Below are 16445 nucleotides of genomic sequence, written 5' to 3'. Positions count from 1 at the left end.
GTATAACTTACTTAGCTACTAACTTACTTAGCTACAAACTTACATAACTACAAATTTAGATAGCTACAAATTTAGATAGCTACAAATAGCATCAGTGTTGAATCTAATCTAGTGATTCTATGGATATGAGTAAAGTTCAATTGTTTATTTAGCGCGATTTTATAAGGAGTGATCCATAAGCCTTCTGGCTTCGTAAGAATTTAACACATAAGTTTTCTTACTATAACGTGTGTTATCTCGATAGGAGGGGTTATGCATCGAGCTCAAGTCGTAGTAATTGGCGCAGGTATGTCAGGTTTAGCGGCCGCAAATTCGATAGCTGAACAGGGCATTGAGGTTCTGTGTCTGGAGAAAGCCCGGGGAACAGGCGGTCGGCTTTCTTCCAAACGAATCAATCTGGATGAACACGGTGTATTGAGCTTTGATTTGGGGGCCAGTAGCTTTTATGCCTCGTCCGAGCGTTTTGTATCCTTCATCGAGGATAAATGCAGTTCAATGCAGGGAATGACTCGTCGTCACTATGTGCCTAACGTTCGCAGTTCTTCCTTAACCCGGGCTTTGGCTGAAAGCGTCAGGTTGGAGTGTGGGGTCAAAGTGTCGGACATTAAACGACGCAATGGTCGTTGGTTAACCTTTGTGGAGGACGAGCACGGGAGTCCGCAAGTGTTTAGCGAAAGTCTCTTTCTGGTATTAGCCACGCCACCTGAACAAGCGAGGGCACTGATTCCTCCGTCACATCCGTATCAAGCGGCATTAGAGTTTGTCTCCTCTCAACCTCAATGGGTGTCTGTTTATCTCGTGCCATATTCTGTCTATGAACATATTGGCTTGCAGGTAGCGGGACCGTTACTCAATCTAAACTGCTCAGAGATCAAGCGTCTTTCGGTGGAATCTGCGAAACCCGGTCGCACAGAATCTCTGTGTAACGATGAGGAGCAGGAAGAGCGATGCGTATTAGTGAAACTTGAAGCACAGCCCGAATGGACGAATCATCGTCTTGAGCTAGATAAGAACGAAATTGCTTCTGAGTTATGGGCGGCGCTGTTAAGAGAGTTTGGTTTGGAAGGTGACAGCAATGAATGCCAGTTCCGGTTTCAATACACGCATCGATGGTTGTATTCCTTACCCTCTGGCAATGTACTAAGCCGGTCAGGCGAAGTAACGGGCAGTCATCACCAGGGGCCTCATGAAAATCTTTGCCTATGTGGTGACTACCTGGGTATCAGAGAGGGGATTGATGGGGTTGAGGCTGCTTATCAAAGTGGTTTGTCTTTGGCGGAAGCAATGGTGGAAATGTTGACTGATGAGCCTGCTTTAACGATGTGACGGGTTTACTGCTGCAAAGAATTTAACTGTGTTAGGTAATTGAAACCGTTAGTTTGTCGTGTAACAAGTAAGCACGACATACGATGGTTGAGAAAGGTAAGAGTGAACAAGAATGAATGTTGTCTGGTTTAAACGGGACTTACGAATTTATGATAACCCTGCGCTAAAATCTGCAATGGAGTCGGGTCCAACAATTGCGGTCTATTGCCTATCGGAGTGGGAATGGGATAAACACCATATTTCACCTGCACAGCGTAGCTTGATTCTGGATCATCTTGAGACTCTCTCTCATGCATTGGCTGCGTTAAATGTGCCTCTAATCATTCTGAAAACGTCTACCTTCGGCAACACAGCGGATGAACTGAAAACCTTTATTCGATCCAAGGGTGTGAAGGCGCTATTCTTCAATAAACAATACGAATGGAATGAGCGTGGTCTGGAGGCGCGAGTCTCGCAATGTCTTGCCGACGAGGGCGTGAGTTGTCACGGTTATGATGATCAATGTGCGATTGCCCCGGGAACCATCATCAATAAACAAGGCGAATGTTTTAAGGTATTTACAGCCTTTAAACGCAGCTACTTTGAGCACTTCTATTCTATGGCTCGTCCCATCGCCCCTTTACCGGCAGCGCAAGAGACCATGAATATTTCGTCTGATCTTGAGCTCTTGAGGCACGTAACTCACAAGCACGTTCACTCCTGGCCGGTCGGTGAAGCAGCGGCACATCAATTATTGAATGACTTTGTTGATGACAATGGATTGCTGTACAACCGGGATCGAGACTTCCCGTCGATTAATGGCACCAGTGGCTTGTCGCCCTATCTTGCCATCGGTGTGTTGTCTACTCGGCAATGCATACAGGTGGCATTGAATGCGTCTGACGGTCAATTAGACGATGGGAATCCAGGGCTGACAAGTTGGATCAACGAACTGATCTGGCGGGATTTTTATCGGCATTTGATGTTTTTCCATCCTGATCTGTCTAAACACAAAGCCTTTAAGCAAGAGACGGAAGCCTTGCCTTGGCGAAAAGACAATGCCAGCTTTAAACGATGGTGTGAGGGAACGACCGGCTTCCCCATTGTGGATGCAGCCATGCGGCAGCTCAATCAAACCGGGTGGATGCATAACCGGCTACGGATGATAGTGGCAATGTTCCTCACCAAAGATCTGTTCATCGACTGGCGATGGGGCGAACAATATTTTATGTCCAAACTGGTGGATGGAGATCTGGCTTCTAACAATGGTGGTTGGCAGTGGAGTGCTTCGACGGGTGTCGATGCTGCGCCGTATTTTCGGATTTTTAACCCAACCCGCCAGTCAGAGCGCTTCGATCCTGAAGGCACTTTTATTCGTAAATACCTGCCAGAATTAGCAGGGATTACCGGAAAATCCATTCATGCTCCTACCTCGCAACAGCGAGCAGCCGTGGGCTATCCCGAGCCTATGGTGGATCACAAACTTGCCACAGAACAGACCAAGGCCTGGTTTAAGGGCGAGACCATAGGGTGAAGTAGATAAAAATGTAGGACAGTTCTGAAGGTTAGACTGCTCTATGAGATGAGTTTGTTTTAAGGGATAAGACAGTTTTGGGGTGAGATATTCTTTGAGGTGTGAGATCGTTCCAGCGTCTGAGAAGCTCTGTACCGGTTGAAAGGGTTGGATCGAAAAGCAAAGGCGTCTAACTTTAGATTAAGGTTTTTTAAACCTTTATCTGTGTTTACGAGGCGCTTCATGAGATCCATTGACGCTCGATATCGTACGAGAATCAGTAGCCGAGCCAAAGACGTATTGATTAATGCGTTGCTGTTTCAAGCCTGTTGGTTTATGGCTATCTATCAAATCTGGCCGTTGATGATGGTTCCGTTATTTGCGATTTTGGGGCATTACTTCCAAAGCAGCACTAACTGTACTCGAGACTTTAATGTGATGATTATGGTCTTTCTGATAGGAGTATTGGCGGATACCTTATTCTTACAGTTGGGCGTCTACAGTTTTCCCGGGCATCCTTCCCCTGAGTGGGTTGGCAGTTTTAGTTTCGCTGAATATCTGGAAACCATCAAAGGCAGTTTTGCACCTGACTGGTTGCTGGTGCTGTGGGCTGCGTTTGCCACCACAATTACACGCTCCTTGTATTGGATGTTCACCAGACCTCTACTGGCCTATGCCGTGTTAACTCTTGGCGGGCCTTTGGCTTATGTCGCGGGTAGGGCGTGTGGTGCCATCGAATTCTCAAATTCTGATCTGGGCCTGATGATGGTCTTGTGGTTCTGGATCACTCACCTATGTCGTAAATTCCTGATTGCATTCGATTCTTAATGAATGAAGAGATGAACGAATGTGATGAGGTGTTGAGAGAAGGACATCGTTAGTTAGAACAACATTGCTAGTTAGAACAACATCGTTAGTTAGAACGAACCAAATGCCCATACAAAAAAGGCCACCATCATTGGGTGACCTGAAGGAAGAAACACTACGACTTAAAACTTCCTTCGAACTAATAACCTTAGTTCTCAATAAGCACTTAGCAATTAATAGGGGGGATAACAATAACTATTTCTCCATCGCGTCTCCTGTCCAATTAATCTATGAACCCAGTCTATGACGCAATGGATAACCACAAGATTGAGAAAAAGTTAAAAAAAATTAATTTAGTTGGCGCTAAGAATGGGGAACTTTTTAGCTCTCCCACATGATTTTGCACTGCTACACTGAATAGATAATAAAAATAGATGGGCAAAAAAATGCAGGGATATCCGAAACCAGAGAATGAAAGGACTCGGCTAACTACTCTCAGGTCATTGAACATTCTTGATACTGAGCCAGAAGAGCGTTTTGATCGATACACCCGGTTGTGTACAAAGCTGTTTAACGTGCCGATTGCGTTAGTCAGTTTAATGGACGATGAACGTCAATGGTTTAAATCCCGTCAGGGTATGGTTCTGGAAGAATCTGTTCGTGATTCCTCCTTTTGTTCACGTGTCGTGTTCGATGGAGCACCTTTAGTGGTGGAAAACGCGCTTGAAGATCCGGGTTTTATACAAAACCCGCTTGTTACCGATTTTCCAAGTGTGCGGTTTTATGCCGGCTACCCCTTGTTTCATTCCAATGGCACCTGTTTGGGTACTCTGTGTTTGATGGATCAGCTTCCCAGACGTTTTACTGATCATGATTTGGAATCCTTAAACGATATGGCAACGATGGTTGAACGGGAGCTATCGACACTTCATTTAGCGACTTCCTGTGAACTGACAAGCCTGTCTAATCGTCGCGGTTTCATAGCTCTGGCGCATCAGGCGTTCAATGTGTGTGTTCGAGAACAGATTCCGCTATCCATCGTATTTTTTAATTTAAACAAGTTTAAACACATTAATGACCAGTATGGCCGTGCTGAGGGCGATTTGGCACTCAAGGCATTTGCTGAACTGTTGAAAGACAGTTTTAGAGACTCTGATTTAGTTGCCCGGCTTAGCGGGGATGAGTTCGTAGCGTTGCTGACCAGTACCAATGCATCGCAGGCTCAGGAAGCTATAGATCGGTTCCAGATGTCTGTGGTGAACTATAATTCCAACTCTGGGAATGCCTACGAAATTGACTTCTCTTCAGGCGCATTGTCGATTATTCCTGACTCTGATGAACAATTTGAAGCGTTGTTAGCTCGGGCCGATGGTTTGATGTCTCAGAACAAAAAAGCCAATGGCTAAAAAGCGAATGATAAGCAGGCCCAAGTCTTTGAGAATGAACAGGCTATTCAGGAATGAATAAGCCTATTGGTTTCAGCTTATCTGCGGCAGGAATAAATCTTAGGTACTCTTTGGTCTGCCATATGTGATAAAGTGCGGCCTCTTTTCTTAACCCTTCTTACTTGCTCGGAAATCGTGTTGTATGCAATCTGAATCAACTGAATCTACTTCTTTTTCGGACTTTGAACTCGCCAGTGAACTCCTGGAGTCGTTAACAAACATGGCGCTTCAAGAACCGACGGAGGTTCAGCAGCGAGCAATTCCAGCCATTCTCGATGAGCAGGACGTGGTCATTACTGCGTCGACGGGGTCAGGTAAAACTCTGGCGTATTTGGTGCCTCTGGCCCAAAAGATTCTGAACAGCTATGAGTGGCTGGAACAACCTAAGAAGGGTCAGCGTGTTCAAGCGTTGATTGTTGCCCCGACCCGTGAACTGGCGTCACAGATTACCGACGTGTGTGATCAGCTCCTTGAGCACACTGAGTTGACTGTGTGTGGTTTGGTCGGTGGTGAAGACTTTAAAGTTCAACAGAAAGCGTTGAATCGTTTTCCTGATATGGTCGTTGCAACACCTGGTCGCCTTATTGAACACCTGGATGCCCGCTCGTTAAGTTTGATTGAAGTAGCAACGGTGGTGCTGGATGAATCCGATCAGCTCTGTGATTTAGGATTTACCGAAGACGTTCAGACCATTCTTGGCTATGTGGATGAAGCTATTACCCAGAATGAAGAGCAAGAGGACGACGCGCGTCGCTGTCAAACCTTGATGGTTTCTGCAACGACCACCGGGCGTACCCGTAAACTGGCGGCCGATGTGTTGAATGATCCTGTAATTCTCACAATTAATGCCCGCCGAGCTCAGAATGCTAACATTCGTCAACAAATGCTGACGGCGGATGATGAGCGTCATAAGCTACAACTCTTGCTTTGGTTGTTTGATCACGAACCGTTTGGTCGTGCATTTGTCTTCGTTAATACCAAAACCCAAGCCGATAATTTGTGCGGTAAGCTCAGATATCACAATCAGAGAGCTGCTGTATTGCACAGTGACATGAAGCAAAGTGTTCGCGAAGGAACGCTTAAATCTTTTAAAGAAGGTCGTTCAAATATACTGGTTGCCACAGATCTCGCTGCGCGTGGTTTGGATGTTGAGAATGTTGATATCGTGGTGAATTTCGACATGGCACGTAAAGGCGATGAATACATGCATCGCATTGGTCGTACCGGTCGAGGTGGCGCACAGGGGCAGTCTTTCTCTTTGATCATGCCGAATGAATGGAATTTGATGGCCTCTATCGAACGCTATCTGAAAATAAAATTCGAACGACGTTTTATTCCTGAACTGAAAGGCAGTTTTAACGGGCCGAAGAAGTTGAAGGCATCTGGTAAAGCGGCTGGGGTTAAGAAAAAGAAAACCAAGACCAGTGCCGGTAAAGCCAAAGCCGGTGCAAAGTCTAAAAAAGCCAAGCCTAAGAAAGCGAAGTCTGCAAAGTGAGTCAATAAGACGTAGAGGTAATGATGGCAGGGATGATACGAAAGATAATGCAAAAGCTACTTAAGGTGGCGTTGGGATGTCTTTTGAGTACATCTCTCTTTGCCTCGTCACCAGTCTGGAAGGTCACGCATGGTGAAAATACGCTGTATTTGGCGGGAACCATTCATGTCTTGAGTCGCTCAGATTATCCCTTACCAGAGGCATTTGATTTAGCTTATTCAAAGTCAAAACGATTAGTCTTTGAAACGGATATCGATCAGATTAAATCGCCTGAAATGCAGCGCTATTTTTTGTCTAAAATGGCGTATCAAGATGGGCACCGGCTCAATCAGTTCTTGTCTGCTGAGACTTTCCAGGCTTTGGAAGACAAACTTCAGGCTCAGGGCATTCCTATTCAAAATATGATGGGCTTTAAGCCCGGATTCGTTGGAACCACTCTTACGGTGCTTGAACTGCAGCGTTTAGGCATGGCCGAAGATGGGGTTGATGATTTCTTTTTCCAAAAAGCCAAAACAAATGGAAAGCCCATAGGTCAGTTGGAAACCGTTGAATCACAAATTGACTTCATTTCCCAAATGGGAGTTGGCAATGAAGATGCTTTGATTCGTCATATGCTTGATGAGATCAATCAGATCCCTCAATTAATGGCCGCTACTAAAACGGCATGGCGTAAAGGCGAGTTAAGTTCGTTGGAAGAGGTTCTTTTGACTCCGCTGGTGGAAGAGTACCCCGATGTCTACCAAACGTTGTTGGTGAACAGGAATAACCTCTGGATGCCTCAGCTCTACCGTATGTTAGACACCCCTGAGACCGAATTTGTGCTTGTTGGCGCGTTACATCTCATTGGTAAAGATGGCTTGCTTGAGCAATTACAAGCCAAAGGCTATCACCTTGAGCAGCTTCGATAACCAGGATCGCATTTTTGCTGTAGTGTGAATTCTGATGGGAAAGATTTAAGAGATTAATCATGGGTGCACACGTCAACAAAGAGTACATCCTTAGACTCCTTCTTCAAGAAGAACCTCTCTGGTATTTTGAAGACACATTAATTCCTGATTTTGACGCCATATTTGAAGCCTGTCAGTTCTTTGAAAGCGCTTTAATGCAAGGGAAGTCTGTTCTTACTTCAGTATGTCATCAGCACGTAATCCAGGCTCTTGAGAAGGTGATTTGTTACCAATGTCCATTGTCTGGCGCTGAATATAACGAACTCGACTACGATGATCAGCAAAGCGTTCTGTTTTTGGATGAAATCGAGACGGCCATTGTGTGGCTGATTAAAGACGGGTTCAGTGAACAGCCAGTCAGACATTTGATTCAGTTGGTTCAAGATGAAGCGTTAAATGAACAGATCCGGTGTTTTTCTCTTGAGTTACTTAGCCAGCAGATTGAATCACTTGATCCAGACACTCAAACCAAGGTGCACTCATTACTGGTCGCGTTGAGTGAGCAATATACTTTAAAGGAGCTTCAACAGGCTGCGCTCCTTTCTCTGATTCAGTATTTTCCTGATCACTCTGACACCTGGCCGCAGGTTCAAGGTTATATTCTTGCTCAGACAAGTCCAACGACCCGACAGATAGTTTGTCAAACCATTGCATTCAGTTTGACTCATCGGCAAGACGTACTGACCTGGTTGATAGATACAATCAGAAGCAATACCAACTTGGTGACTCAATCCTATTGTCTGGGGGCATTAGAAGGGGATTGGGAAAATTCCGAGTCTGTATTTAATCTTTGTTTGGACTATTTAGTTCGCCATGATCTCGATTCATTCCGGCAAAGTGGTGTTCGTCTCTTGGGACGTTTCTTTCCGAACGCAGATGAAACGAAAATAGCCGTTGTGCATGCGCTGAAAGACCCCGATATGTGGGTGAGAGAAGAGGCCGTTAAACTTTTGCCAAGTTTAGCCGTTGATCCCAAAGATGTTCAGAACTTGCTGCAGCAATGTGTGGACTCAGACCTGGAAAGCTTAGTTCAGGAGACTGCACTTGAGTTGCTGATCGAACATATCAGTGATCCGGATGGCTTGATCTTCTGGCTCAAAACCTGCGCCCATAAAAACCATAATTTTCTGGTACGAATCAAAGCAATAGAAGCGTTGAGTGAGTTAGACTTCAACGATCACCTTCTATTTCAGCAGCTTAGTTCATTATACCAACAGGAAGAGCATGCCTGGGTTCGTGAAGCTTTAGTGAAGCAAGTTGCCCGATATTGCAAACAACCGTTTGAAAAAGTATCTTGGCTGCAAGGAATTGCTGAACAAGACCCGGATGAAGGTGTCAGATATCAGGCGCTCAGTGCGTTGAGTTTTCACTCTGAATAGGGACTGATTGGGATAATTTAACGGAATGAAGACGTCATGACAGAAACACACGCTTGGTACACCCCTTTTGATAACAGCCTGAAATCTATCAAGGTCATGATTCGCAGTCAGCTCTGGGCGCAAATTATTCTTGCCTTAATTCTGGGAATTGTCGTCGGCTTGATGTTGTCACCACAAGGTGGGGGCTTGCTTGAGAAAGAAACCGCTGGAATTGTTGCCGAATGGGTAAAACTGCCGGGCAGTGTGTTCCTGGCGATGATTCAAATGGTGGTGATGCCTTTGGTGGTGAGTTCTATCATGCTGGGGGTGGCGACAGCGGGCGACCCGGATTATCTCAAACGTATCGGCTTGAGAATTTTTCCGTACTTTGTTTTAACCACCTGTGTAGCGGTGACCATTGGTGCAGCTTTGGCAATTTGGATTGAACCTGGTCGTTTTATTGATGGTTCTCTGCTTTCAAGTGTTAATCAGACCGCAGCGCCTGCCACCGAAGCGTTGAATATCTCGCTGCCTGAACGCCTGGTTTCGTTGTTTCCTAAAAGCATGACGCAAGCGGCGGTGGATCAAAGTATGCTGCAGCTGGTGGTGTACTCCATCATCATGGGCGTTGCCTTAATTGCTTTGCCAAAACAAAAAGCCAAGTTGATGCTGCAGGTGCTGGACAGCGTGCAATCCATCACCATGAAGGTGGTGAGCTGGGCGATGATGTTGGCGCCTTACGCCGTATTTGGTTTGTTGTGTGATATCACCATCAAAATCGGTTTGGATGCCTTGCTGGGGATGTCTGTGTATGTGCTTACCGTTCTGCTGGGGCTAGTGATCCTGTTGTGTTTTTATCTGCTGATCGTGAAGTTTTTGGCAGGTCGTTCACCAATTCAATTCCTTAAAGAAATCCGATCTGTCCAATTGCTGGCTTTCTCTACGTCGAGTTCTGCAGCGGTTATGCCTCTGTCGTTAAAAACGTCTGAAGAAAACCTCAAGGTAAATCCATCTATTGGTCAGTTTGTCGTGCCATTAGGCGCAACCATTAACATGGATGGCACGGCACTTTATCAGACCATTGCGGCTATTTTTCTTGTCCAGGCCTTTGGTATTGAACTCAGTACCAGTGCCATGATTTTGTTGATGCTTACCACGGTCGGTGCGTCAATCGGTGCACCAAGTACGCCAGGGGTAGGGATCGTGATTTTGGCTTCGTTGTTGGAAAGTGTCGGAGTGCCGGGGGCGGGAATCGCCTTGATTCTTGGTGTGGATCGCATTCTGGATATGAGCCGAACAACTCTGAACGTTTCTGGCGACATGACTGCCTGTTGTGTCATGGACAAATGGCTACCGGCTTCTGACGCCCAGAAGCCTATGGACTATTGGTCTAGTTAGACAGTGGTCTAGCTAGAACACTTGGTCTGAAATGATGGTGTTTTTCCTGTCAGGCTAACTCATCTTCATGGGCGATTCCCTTCGCCCATAGTGTTTTATTCTAATTGATGGTGTTTTATTCCAATTAATTGCTGAGCAGTCTTTGCGTGATCTTCTGGGCAAGTGGGCCAACAAAGAACGCAATTACGGCTGCTGCAGGCCAGGCCAAAGAGAACGCATGTATCCACTGACTAATGAAACTGGATGTGAAACCCAGGTTTATATAAGTTACCCAAAGGCTCATAAGCGACGATAAGAAAAACGACATTATGACTGTGAACAGTAGTCGGTGTTTCATTTGTTTTCCTCCTTAGTAATCATTGCTGATAAGATATTAAATTACATAAGTGAAATAAATGTCTTAAAATGGAAGCTTAAATACCATAAATGGAATCAAAGGATGCTCGATGATATTTCTTTATTCGCAGTCATTGTGAATGCGGGGAGCTTAAAGGAGGCCAGTAGAATCATTGGTGTACCTCCTGCCACGGTCAGCCGACGCTTGAAATCCCTGGAGCAGTCATTGGGCTGTCGATTGGTGCATCGAAGCAGTCATCAGTTTACCCTGACTAATGAAGGGCAGGAGCTGTATCAGCAGAGCTCACACTTGGTGGATTCGTTGAATTCCATTCTTGATAACTTCAGCAGCGATGTCTCAGGCGTGAAAGGTAAAATCAAGGTGCTCACTCCGCTGAGTATTGTGGCAAGTACTTTTCAGCCTATCTTTTCTAATTTTATAGAGTCTCATCCTCGCATAGAGTTAGAGCTTGAGATGCGAAATGAGGTGACCCGGTTCTTATCATCCGGTGCCGATTTTGCAATTCGTATTGGTCCTCAGGAAGATTCGGAGCTTAGCCAGGTGAAATTGGGTGAGACTCGATCTCTCTTGGTTGCGTCGCCCGAATACGCCGAGACAGTTGGCACCTTGAATTCATTGGCAGACTTGTCGAGATGTCATCAGATTGTCAGTAATCCTTTATCACGTTGGACGTTAGAGGAATTTGACCCAACGGGGCGTTCCATCGGTGTTGAGCCGTTTTTACCTAACCGCCCAAGGGTAAGTACTAATGAACTGCGTGTATCCAAACAATTCGCACTTGATGGGTTGGGGGTCGCTTTGATGCCAGCGACGGAAATGATGGACGATCTTCGTCAAGGGCGGCTGGTGAACGTCATGCCAAATTGGCAAGGGGTGAAACGAGATGTTTTTGCCGTCTGGTATCGCCGCCAGCTGTTAACACATCGTGCTTCGATGTTAATTGATTATCTAAAAGAAGAATGCCAGGCCTTGCTGGAGCTAAACTCTGATGTTCAACGCTTGTCACGGTTGGGCTAGCACGGTCGTTAACCCGGTTGCCGGTCTGTGCTTTGATCCGCTTGTTTGGCGCTCCTGTTTTACGTGCTGTTTCACGTTCTGCTTCAAGATGCGTCCGGTCGGGGTCATCGAAAGGCGTACACCAGAATCAGCAGATCAGACCTTCTCATGAGTTCTTGGAATGAAACGTGAACCGTGTATCTCTTTCACGGTTCTCTGTCTTTTTCCTACTGCGTTTCTATCAGAGGCCCGATAGCATCTCCGAAAGATGTACCGGTTCTGTTGTACGGGTTTTGTTTTCCTTTCCCCTATACGACCTACTTACGCTCAAGGAGCAACTCATGGCAGAGAAGACCGCAGACCCAGTGGCAGGGTCATCGACTTTAGATCCAAAGCTGGCAAGCTTCATCAATACTGAATTGAAGGTGAATGAAGTAAAAGCACCCAATGACTATGAAGTCTTAACAAAAGTGGCGTTGGAAGCTCTTAAGTTTTTCCCTCCGTTTTATTTCAAATCCATTTTTGGCTCGGTGAAGAGTTGGTTGCCGCCTCATCGGGATCTCTCTGAATACACAGTCTTGAGTCCGTGGCGACCAGCTCGAGCTCTGAATTATTTGGTCGATACTACTGTGCCCGCGTTTTCTCATGCGCCTGGGCCTTGGGCAAGCACCTTGTTGCCGCCATTTGTTCGAGACTTGTTTTGGCGACCAAGTAACTACTTCCAACAAGCTGACCCATTTGATTGTGTGACAACCTATTCGGATGAGCATTGGTTCTTCCTGAATGGTATCGCTACAAATCAGGCCGTGGCTGAAATGAATTCCTCTTTGATCAGTGAGATGTTTCTTCGCCCGGTTACCGTAATTCATAACGAGACCGATTCTACTGTGCTCGATCTCATTCAGTGTGCGATCGGTAAGTCCTTTAAAACGGACCCGTCTCTGAATGATGCCCAATCGATGACCGAACCGGCGGTTAAAGCTACTGTTGCGATTCTTGAAGCGCTGAAAGACCCGGCGCGGAATCGGGTGGTCTTGTTGTGCCATTCTCAAGGCACGATCATCGCGGCAAATGTCTTGCGAGCGTTACAGCGCTGTTTCGAAAACATCAGACGTCTGGCGAAAGAACCGGATGCCAAACCGAAGCTGACTTTGGATCTGCTCGATGAGTTGGCGCTGGGTATTTTGTACACGGATCAACTTAAAAGCTGTGATTGCCCGGCCGTGGATCGGAACCTGCTGGAAATGCTATGCAAGCTGGAGGTTTACACCTTTGCCAACTGCGCCGATAAAATGAATTACATCACCAGTGTTAAAGATGCGTCGGGCAAAGCGATTGGTCTTCCATACATTGAAAACTTTGCTAATGAGTTTGATTTGGTGGCTCGTTTGGGTGTGTTATCACCGTTAAAAGGGCAGGAAAATTATGTGGAGATTGATGGCCCTGTGTATGAGAAGAAAGGGTTAACGGCTTGGGGGCATTTGTTGAATCAACATTATCTGTTTGGGGTTGATAATTACCTCGAAGGTAAGGCACGTAACCCGTATGTACTGTCGGATAACAGCTCGCAAGCGATCAGTGAATTGCCTCGGTTGTATGAGTACGCTTCGGGCAAGCGTCCGTCAGCCTATTACTAATATTTAGTAATACCAAAAAGTAAAAAGCCAGAGTTGTTTCGTATGCGACTCTGGCTTTTTTATTTGTTTTTTGGAGGTTCCCTAGAGTAGGTATTCCTCTTCGCTGATCTCATCCATTTGGCCTGATGCCAGGAACTTCTCTGAGTACTCTTTGTAGGTTCCTGAGCGAATGAATAGTTTGAACAGGTCCGGGTCGATATGACCTTCCTTCGCCATAAACTTCATGATGTTTAGGGCTGCACTCAGCGATTTAGCTTCCTTATAGGGGCGATCGCAAGCGGTGAGTGCTTCAAAAATATCAGCAATGGCCATGACTTTCGACTGTAAGGACATTTCTTCACTGGTCCGCTGTCTAGGGTAGCCTTTACCATCCATGCGTTCATGATGATTACCTGCGATGTCAGGCACATCTTTCAAATGATTAGGGAAGGGCAGTTTATCCAGCATCACAATGGTTTGGATGATGTGATCGTTAATAATGAAACGTTCTTCTGCTGTGAGGGTTCCAGTGCAGGCAGACAGGTTATAGATTTCACCTTGATTGAACTTGAGTTCCGGAACCGTCATTTTAAAGCCCCAAGGATTATCTTCACCTGAAAGGTGTTTGGTATCTCGTGGGATCAGGTGATCGACACGGTCATCGAGTACTTTTTCTGTGATTGGCAAAGACTGCTCTGGAATTCTGTCCTTACGTTTCCGTTCTTCCCAGGAGATGCCCAGGCGATCACTGATGGTTCTCTGCCATGTGCGTTTTGAGATCTGGTTAATTTTATCCAGGGCATCTTGATCCATGAATTTGTCTCCCATATTGCACTCGGCAATGAAAGCAAATTCTTCGTCCAGCGTGCTGAGAGTGGCAGATAAGGCTTCCTCTAATTCGCGTTCTTTCGTTTCTGTTAATTCGCCTTGGCGCGCTAATCTTACACGTTCCTTATGATGGTCAATAAGCGTGTCCCGCTTTAAGATTTCGAAGCGGGTACGGATCTCATGAATACGGTTGTAGATGGTTTCTAATCGGGTGGCTTTATCGACCACATATTCGGGTGTAGTGACTTTTCCGCAGTCATGAAGCCAACTGGCGATGTGCAGTGCTTCCCATTCCTCTTCACTCATGGAGAAGTCTTTAAATGCTTCGGTCTCATCCTCACACGCTGCTTGGGTTAATAGCTTCGCTAATGCTGGTACTCGTTGGCAGTGTCCGCCGGTGTAGGGGGACTTAGCATCGATAGCGCCAGCGATCAGCTTGATGAAAGATTCGAGTAACTGCTTCTGATCGTTATAGAGACGGTTCTTTTCCAGAGACTCCGCACAGAAGCCAGCCAGAGACTTAGCAAAACTGATCTTGTGATCACTGATGGCATCACCTGTAGAGTGTCGTTCAAAGATCATCACCACAATGCCGGTCAGGTCTTGTTTCCGGTCCAGAAGGGGGATGGCCACCACATCTGCTAGGGTCAGCTCAGACGTCAAAAGCAAGTCATCAACCAGGTTAGGGTTATGAGCTTTGCCTAAGGTGTAATCTTTGGATTGTAGGTTGTGTTGATCTATTGAGAGCTGGATTACCGAAGGCTGGTCTGCAATGGTGTAAGGTCGGCTAACGGTATGTGGTGAATCAGAGGTTTCAAAATCGTGGCTAACACAGGCTCGGGTCAGCATGTCTCTCTTGCTGTTGCACAAGTAGATGGCAACGGTTTTAGCCTGACTGGCGAGGCGTGTTTCTTTGGTGACGGTAGAAAGCAGTGTTTCATGTTCCTGTTCGCTTGTTACGGTATTCACCAAGGTGATAAATTGGTTGATGGTGCCTCGCATGCTATTAAGCGAGGCCGCAAGCTCGTCAATTTCCAACACAAAGGAGCGGGCTGTTTTTCGCTGTTCAAAGTCCAGGTCTTTGATCCTTTCAGATTCTCTGGTTAAGGCAATCAAGGGGCGAGCTACTCTCAAAGCAAGCAACCAGGTGAGGGGCAGTGAGAAGAATAGAATAACTGCTGTAATGATGGTGGAAGAAGTACGAATGTTAGTGGCTTCTGTCAGGAGTTCGTTTTCAGGCGATAAGACAATCAACGACATTTGATTATCACTCATTGGAATCGCTGTCATGATGCCAAACCAATTAACACCGTTTAGGGTAAAAGAGCGTTCTATTCCGCCATTATCTGAGCTGTTACTTGTTTTTGATAACTCGATAAATTCGTTAATTTCCGGCTTATTTAGATCACTGACAGTTGATTGTTTCAATTGACCCGATTCGTCAACTTTCAGAACCTGATTGATGTCCTGATAGGCCACCAGCTTATTATCAGAATCAATGAGCAGTATGTGAGAACTTGGGGTGAGATACGTGCTGGAGAGTTGCTGACTGATCTCATCCAGTGTTAAGTCGGCGGCAATCACGGCCCCTGATTTTTTATCTTCATAGGAGAGCGTAATACCGAGTTTGCCAATGAAATAAAACAGGTAAGGTGCAGTAGTGACCGGGCTGTCCGACTGCTGCGCCTGAAGAAACCAGGGTCTGATGGTTGGGTTGTATTCAGTGTCGAGATAGCTAATGTCACCAATCAGTTTGAGGTCGTTATCGATGAACTTCCTTTGAATTTGTCGTGTGGGGTCATCAGATTCAATATGATCAATCATGAAGCGAGCATTATCAGGCGCTTCAAACTTCTCTCGCATGTAATTGCTGACAATCGCCCGAATGATGAAGTAATCCCCGTCCGGGTAGCCCAGTGATATGGCGGCTGTTCGTGGATTGTTGTCTAAAATTGCGATCATCGCGGACTCATAATGCTGTCGGTCTGCGTATGTGTCTGTTTTGGGGAGTTCTGTCTCTGCTAGCAATTTTACATTGCTGATGACACTGAAGTAGTTGTTTTCAATTGAATCGGTGACTTCATCCGCCAGATGATCAAACAAGCGGTTACTGGTACTGATCAATATTTCAGAGACTTTCAGGTAGTTAAACCAGGCTAACACTCCGCCGAGAATCAAAATCAAAGATATGAATAGAGTCGTGATGTGGATCTTTATCGAGAAACGATGTTTTAGCATGTTCAATCCATTGAAACATTATGTTGAGCGTATAAGCTTTAAGCTTAGCTGAATATAACGTTTTTGAGATTAAAACAATCGCCTTATCGTGTATATGACCTGTGTCCCATTGCTTTCTGCTCAGAGATTACCACGATTCCC

The 16445-nt window shown here is 45.9% G+C and carries 12 protein-coding genes; 10 read left to right on the top strand and 2 right to left on the bottom strand.

Going from position 1 to position 16445, the window contains the following annotated elements; translation table 11 throughout:
* Positions 1-252: 252 nt before the first annotated feature.
* From QQL66_RS06485 to QQL66_RS06450, 8 genes are all read left to right on the top strand, one after another.
* Entirely contained in the window at positions 253-1326 is a 1074-nt protein-coding gene (locus tag QQL66_RS06485) for an NAD(P)/FAD-dependent oxidoreductase (protein WP_284380153.1), read from the top strand.
* Between the two features lie 112 nt (positions 1327-1438).
* A complete protein-coding gene (gene phrB / locus QQL66_RS06480) occupies positions 1439-2839 on the top strand; it encodes a deoxyribodipyrimidine photo-lyase (RefSeq protein ID WP_284380151.1) in 1401 nt (466 codons plus the stop codon).
* Positions 2840-3061: 222 nt separating this feature from the next.
* A complete protein-coding gene (locus QQL66_RS06475; protein ID WP_284380147.1) occupies positions 3062-3646 on the top strand; it encodes a DUF2878 domain-containing protein in 585 nt (194 codons plus the stop codon).
* Positions 3647-4071: 425 nt separating this feature from the next.
* Positions 4072-5031 carry a sensor domain-containing diguanylate cyclase gene (locus QQL66_RS06470; RefSeq protein ID WP_284380145.1) on the top strand — a complete coding sequence of 320 codons (960 nt, stop codon included), beginning with the start codon at positions 4072-4074 and terminating at the stop codon, positions 5029-5031.
* Between the two features lie 181 nt (positions 5032-5212).
* Positions 5213-6565 carry a DEAD/DEAH box helicase gene (locus QQL66_RS06465; protein WP_284380142.1) on the top strand — a complete coding sequence of 451 codons (1353 nt, stop codon included), beginning with the start codon at positions 5213-5215 and terminating at the stop codon, positions 6563-6565.
* A 47-nt stretch (positions 6566-6612) separates the two neighbouring features.
* Positions 6613-7473, top strand: a complete 861-nt coding sequence (locus tag QQL66_RS06460; RefSeq protein ID WP_284380139.1) for a TraB/GumN family protein — start codon at positions 6613-6615, stop codon at positions 7471-7473.
* A 59-nt stretch (positions 7474-7532) separates the two neighbouring features.
* A complete protein-coding gene (locus QQL66_RS06455; RefSeq protein ID WP_284380137.1) occupies positions 7533-8891 on the top strand; it encodes a HEAT repeat domain-containing protein in 1359 nt (452 codons plus the stop codon).
* Between the two features lie 36 nt (positions 8892-8927).
* Complete coding sequence (locus tag QQL66_RS06450; RefSeq protein ID WP_284380136.1) at positions 8928-10268, top strand: dicarboxylate/amino acid:cation symporter; 1341 nt, start codon at positions 8928-8930, stop codon at positions 10266-10268.
* A gap of 124 nt (positions 10269-10392) precedes the next feature.
* Here the strand turns inward: QQL66_RS06450 and QQL66_RS06445 are convergent, their stop codons facing one another.
* Positions 10393-10605 carry a DUF2798 domain-containing protein gene (locus tag QQL66_RS06445; protein ID WP_284380134.1) on the bottom strand — a complete coding sequence of 71 codons (213 nt, stop codon included), beginning with the start codon at positions 10603-10605 and terminating at the stop codon, positions 10393-10395.
* Between the two features lie 102 nt (positions 10606-10707).
* Between QQL66_RS06445 and QQL66_RS06440 the strand changes: the two genes are divergently transcribed.
* On the top strand, positions 10708-11643 hold the full coding sequence (locus QQL66_RS06440; protein ID WP_284380131.1) for a LysR family transcriptional regulator: 936 nt from the start codon (positions 10708-10710) through the stop codon (positions 11641-11643).
* A gap of 320 nt (positions 11644-11963) precedes the next feature.
* Positions 11964-13259, top strand: a complete 1296-nt coding sequence (locus QQL66_RS06435) for a hypothetical protein (RefSeq protein ID WP_284380128.1) — start codon at positions 11964-11966, stop codon at positions 13257-13259.
* Between the two features lie 81 nt (positions 13260-13340).
* On the opposite strand, the gene QQL66_RS06430 is transcribed toward QQL66_RS06435, so the two are convergent.
* On the bottom strand, positions 13341-16304 hold the full coding sequence (locus QQL66_RS06430; RefSeq protein WP_284380126.1) for an HD domain-containing phosphohydrolase: 2964 nt from the start codon (positions 16302-16304) through the stop codon (positions 13341-13343).
* Positions 16305-16445 lie beyond the last annotated feature (141 nt).

Source organism: Litoribrevibacter albus (genome assembly GCF_030159995.1).
GTDB classification, from domain to species: Bacteria; Pseudomonadota; Gammaproteobacteria; order Pseudomonadales; family Litoribrevibacteraceae; genus Litoribrevibacter; species Litoribrevibacter albus.
This window is presented reverse-complemented; position numbering and strand designations above follow the sequence as displayed.

Coding starts and splice junctions, on each gene's coding strand:
- QQL66_RS06450 (WP_284380136.1), top strand. CDS start 8,928: ATGACAGAAACACACGCTTGGTACACCCCTTTTGATAACAGCCTGAAA.
- QQL66_RS06435 (WP_284380128.1), top strand. CDS start 11,964: ATGGCAGAGAAGACCGCAGACCCAGTGGCAGGGTCATCGACTTTAGAT.
- QQL66_RS06440 (WP_284380131.1), top strand. CDS start 10,708: ATGCTCGATGATATTTCTTTATTCGCAGTCATTGTGAATGCGGGGAGC.
- phrB (WP_284380151.1), top strand. CDS start 1,439: ATGAATGTTGTCTGGTTTAAACGGGACTTACGAATTTATGATAACCCT.
- QQL66_RS06465 (WP_284380142.1), top strand. CDS start 5,213: ATGCAATCTGAATCAACTGAATCTACTTCTTTTTCGGACTTTGAACTC.
- QQL66_RS06470 (WP_284380145.1), top strand. CDS start 4,072: ATGCAGGGATATCCGAAACCAGAGAATGAAAGGACTCGGCTAACTACT.
- QQL66_RS06445 (WP_284380134.1), bottom strand. CDS start 10,605: ATGAAACACCGACTACTGTTCACAGTCATAATGTCGTTTTTCTTATCG.
- QQL66_RS06430 (WP_284380126.1), bottom strand. CDS start 16,304: ATGCTAAAACATCGTTTCTCGATAAAGATCCACATCACGACTCTATTC.
- QQL66_RS06455 (WP_284380137.1), top strand. CDS start 7,533: ATGGGTGCACACGTCAACAAAGAGTACATCCTTAGACTCCTTCTTCAA.
- QQL66_RS06460 (WP_284380139.1), top strand. CDS start 6,613: ATGCAAAAGCTACTTAAGGTGGCGTTGGGATGTCTTTTGAGTACATCT.
- QQL66_RS06475 (WP_284380147.1), top strand. CDS start 3,062: ATGAGATCCATTGACGCTCGATATCGTACGAGAATCAGTAGCCGAGCC.
- QQL66_RS06485 (WP_284380153.1), top strand. CDS start 253: ATGCATCGAGCTCAAGTCGTAGTAATTGGCGCAGGTATGTCAGGTTTA.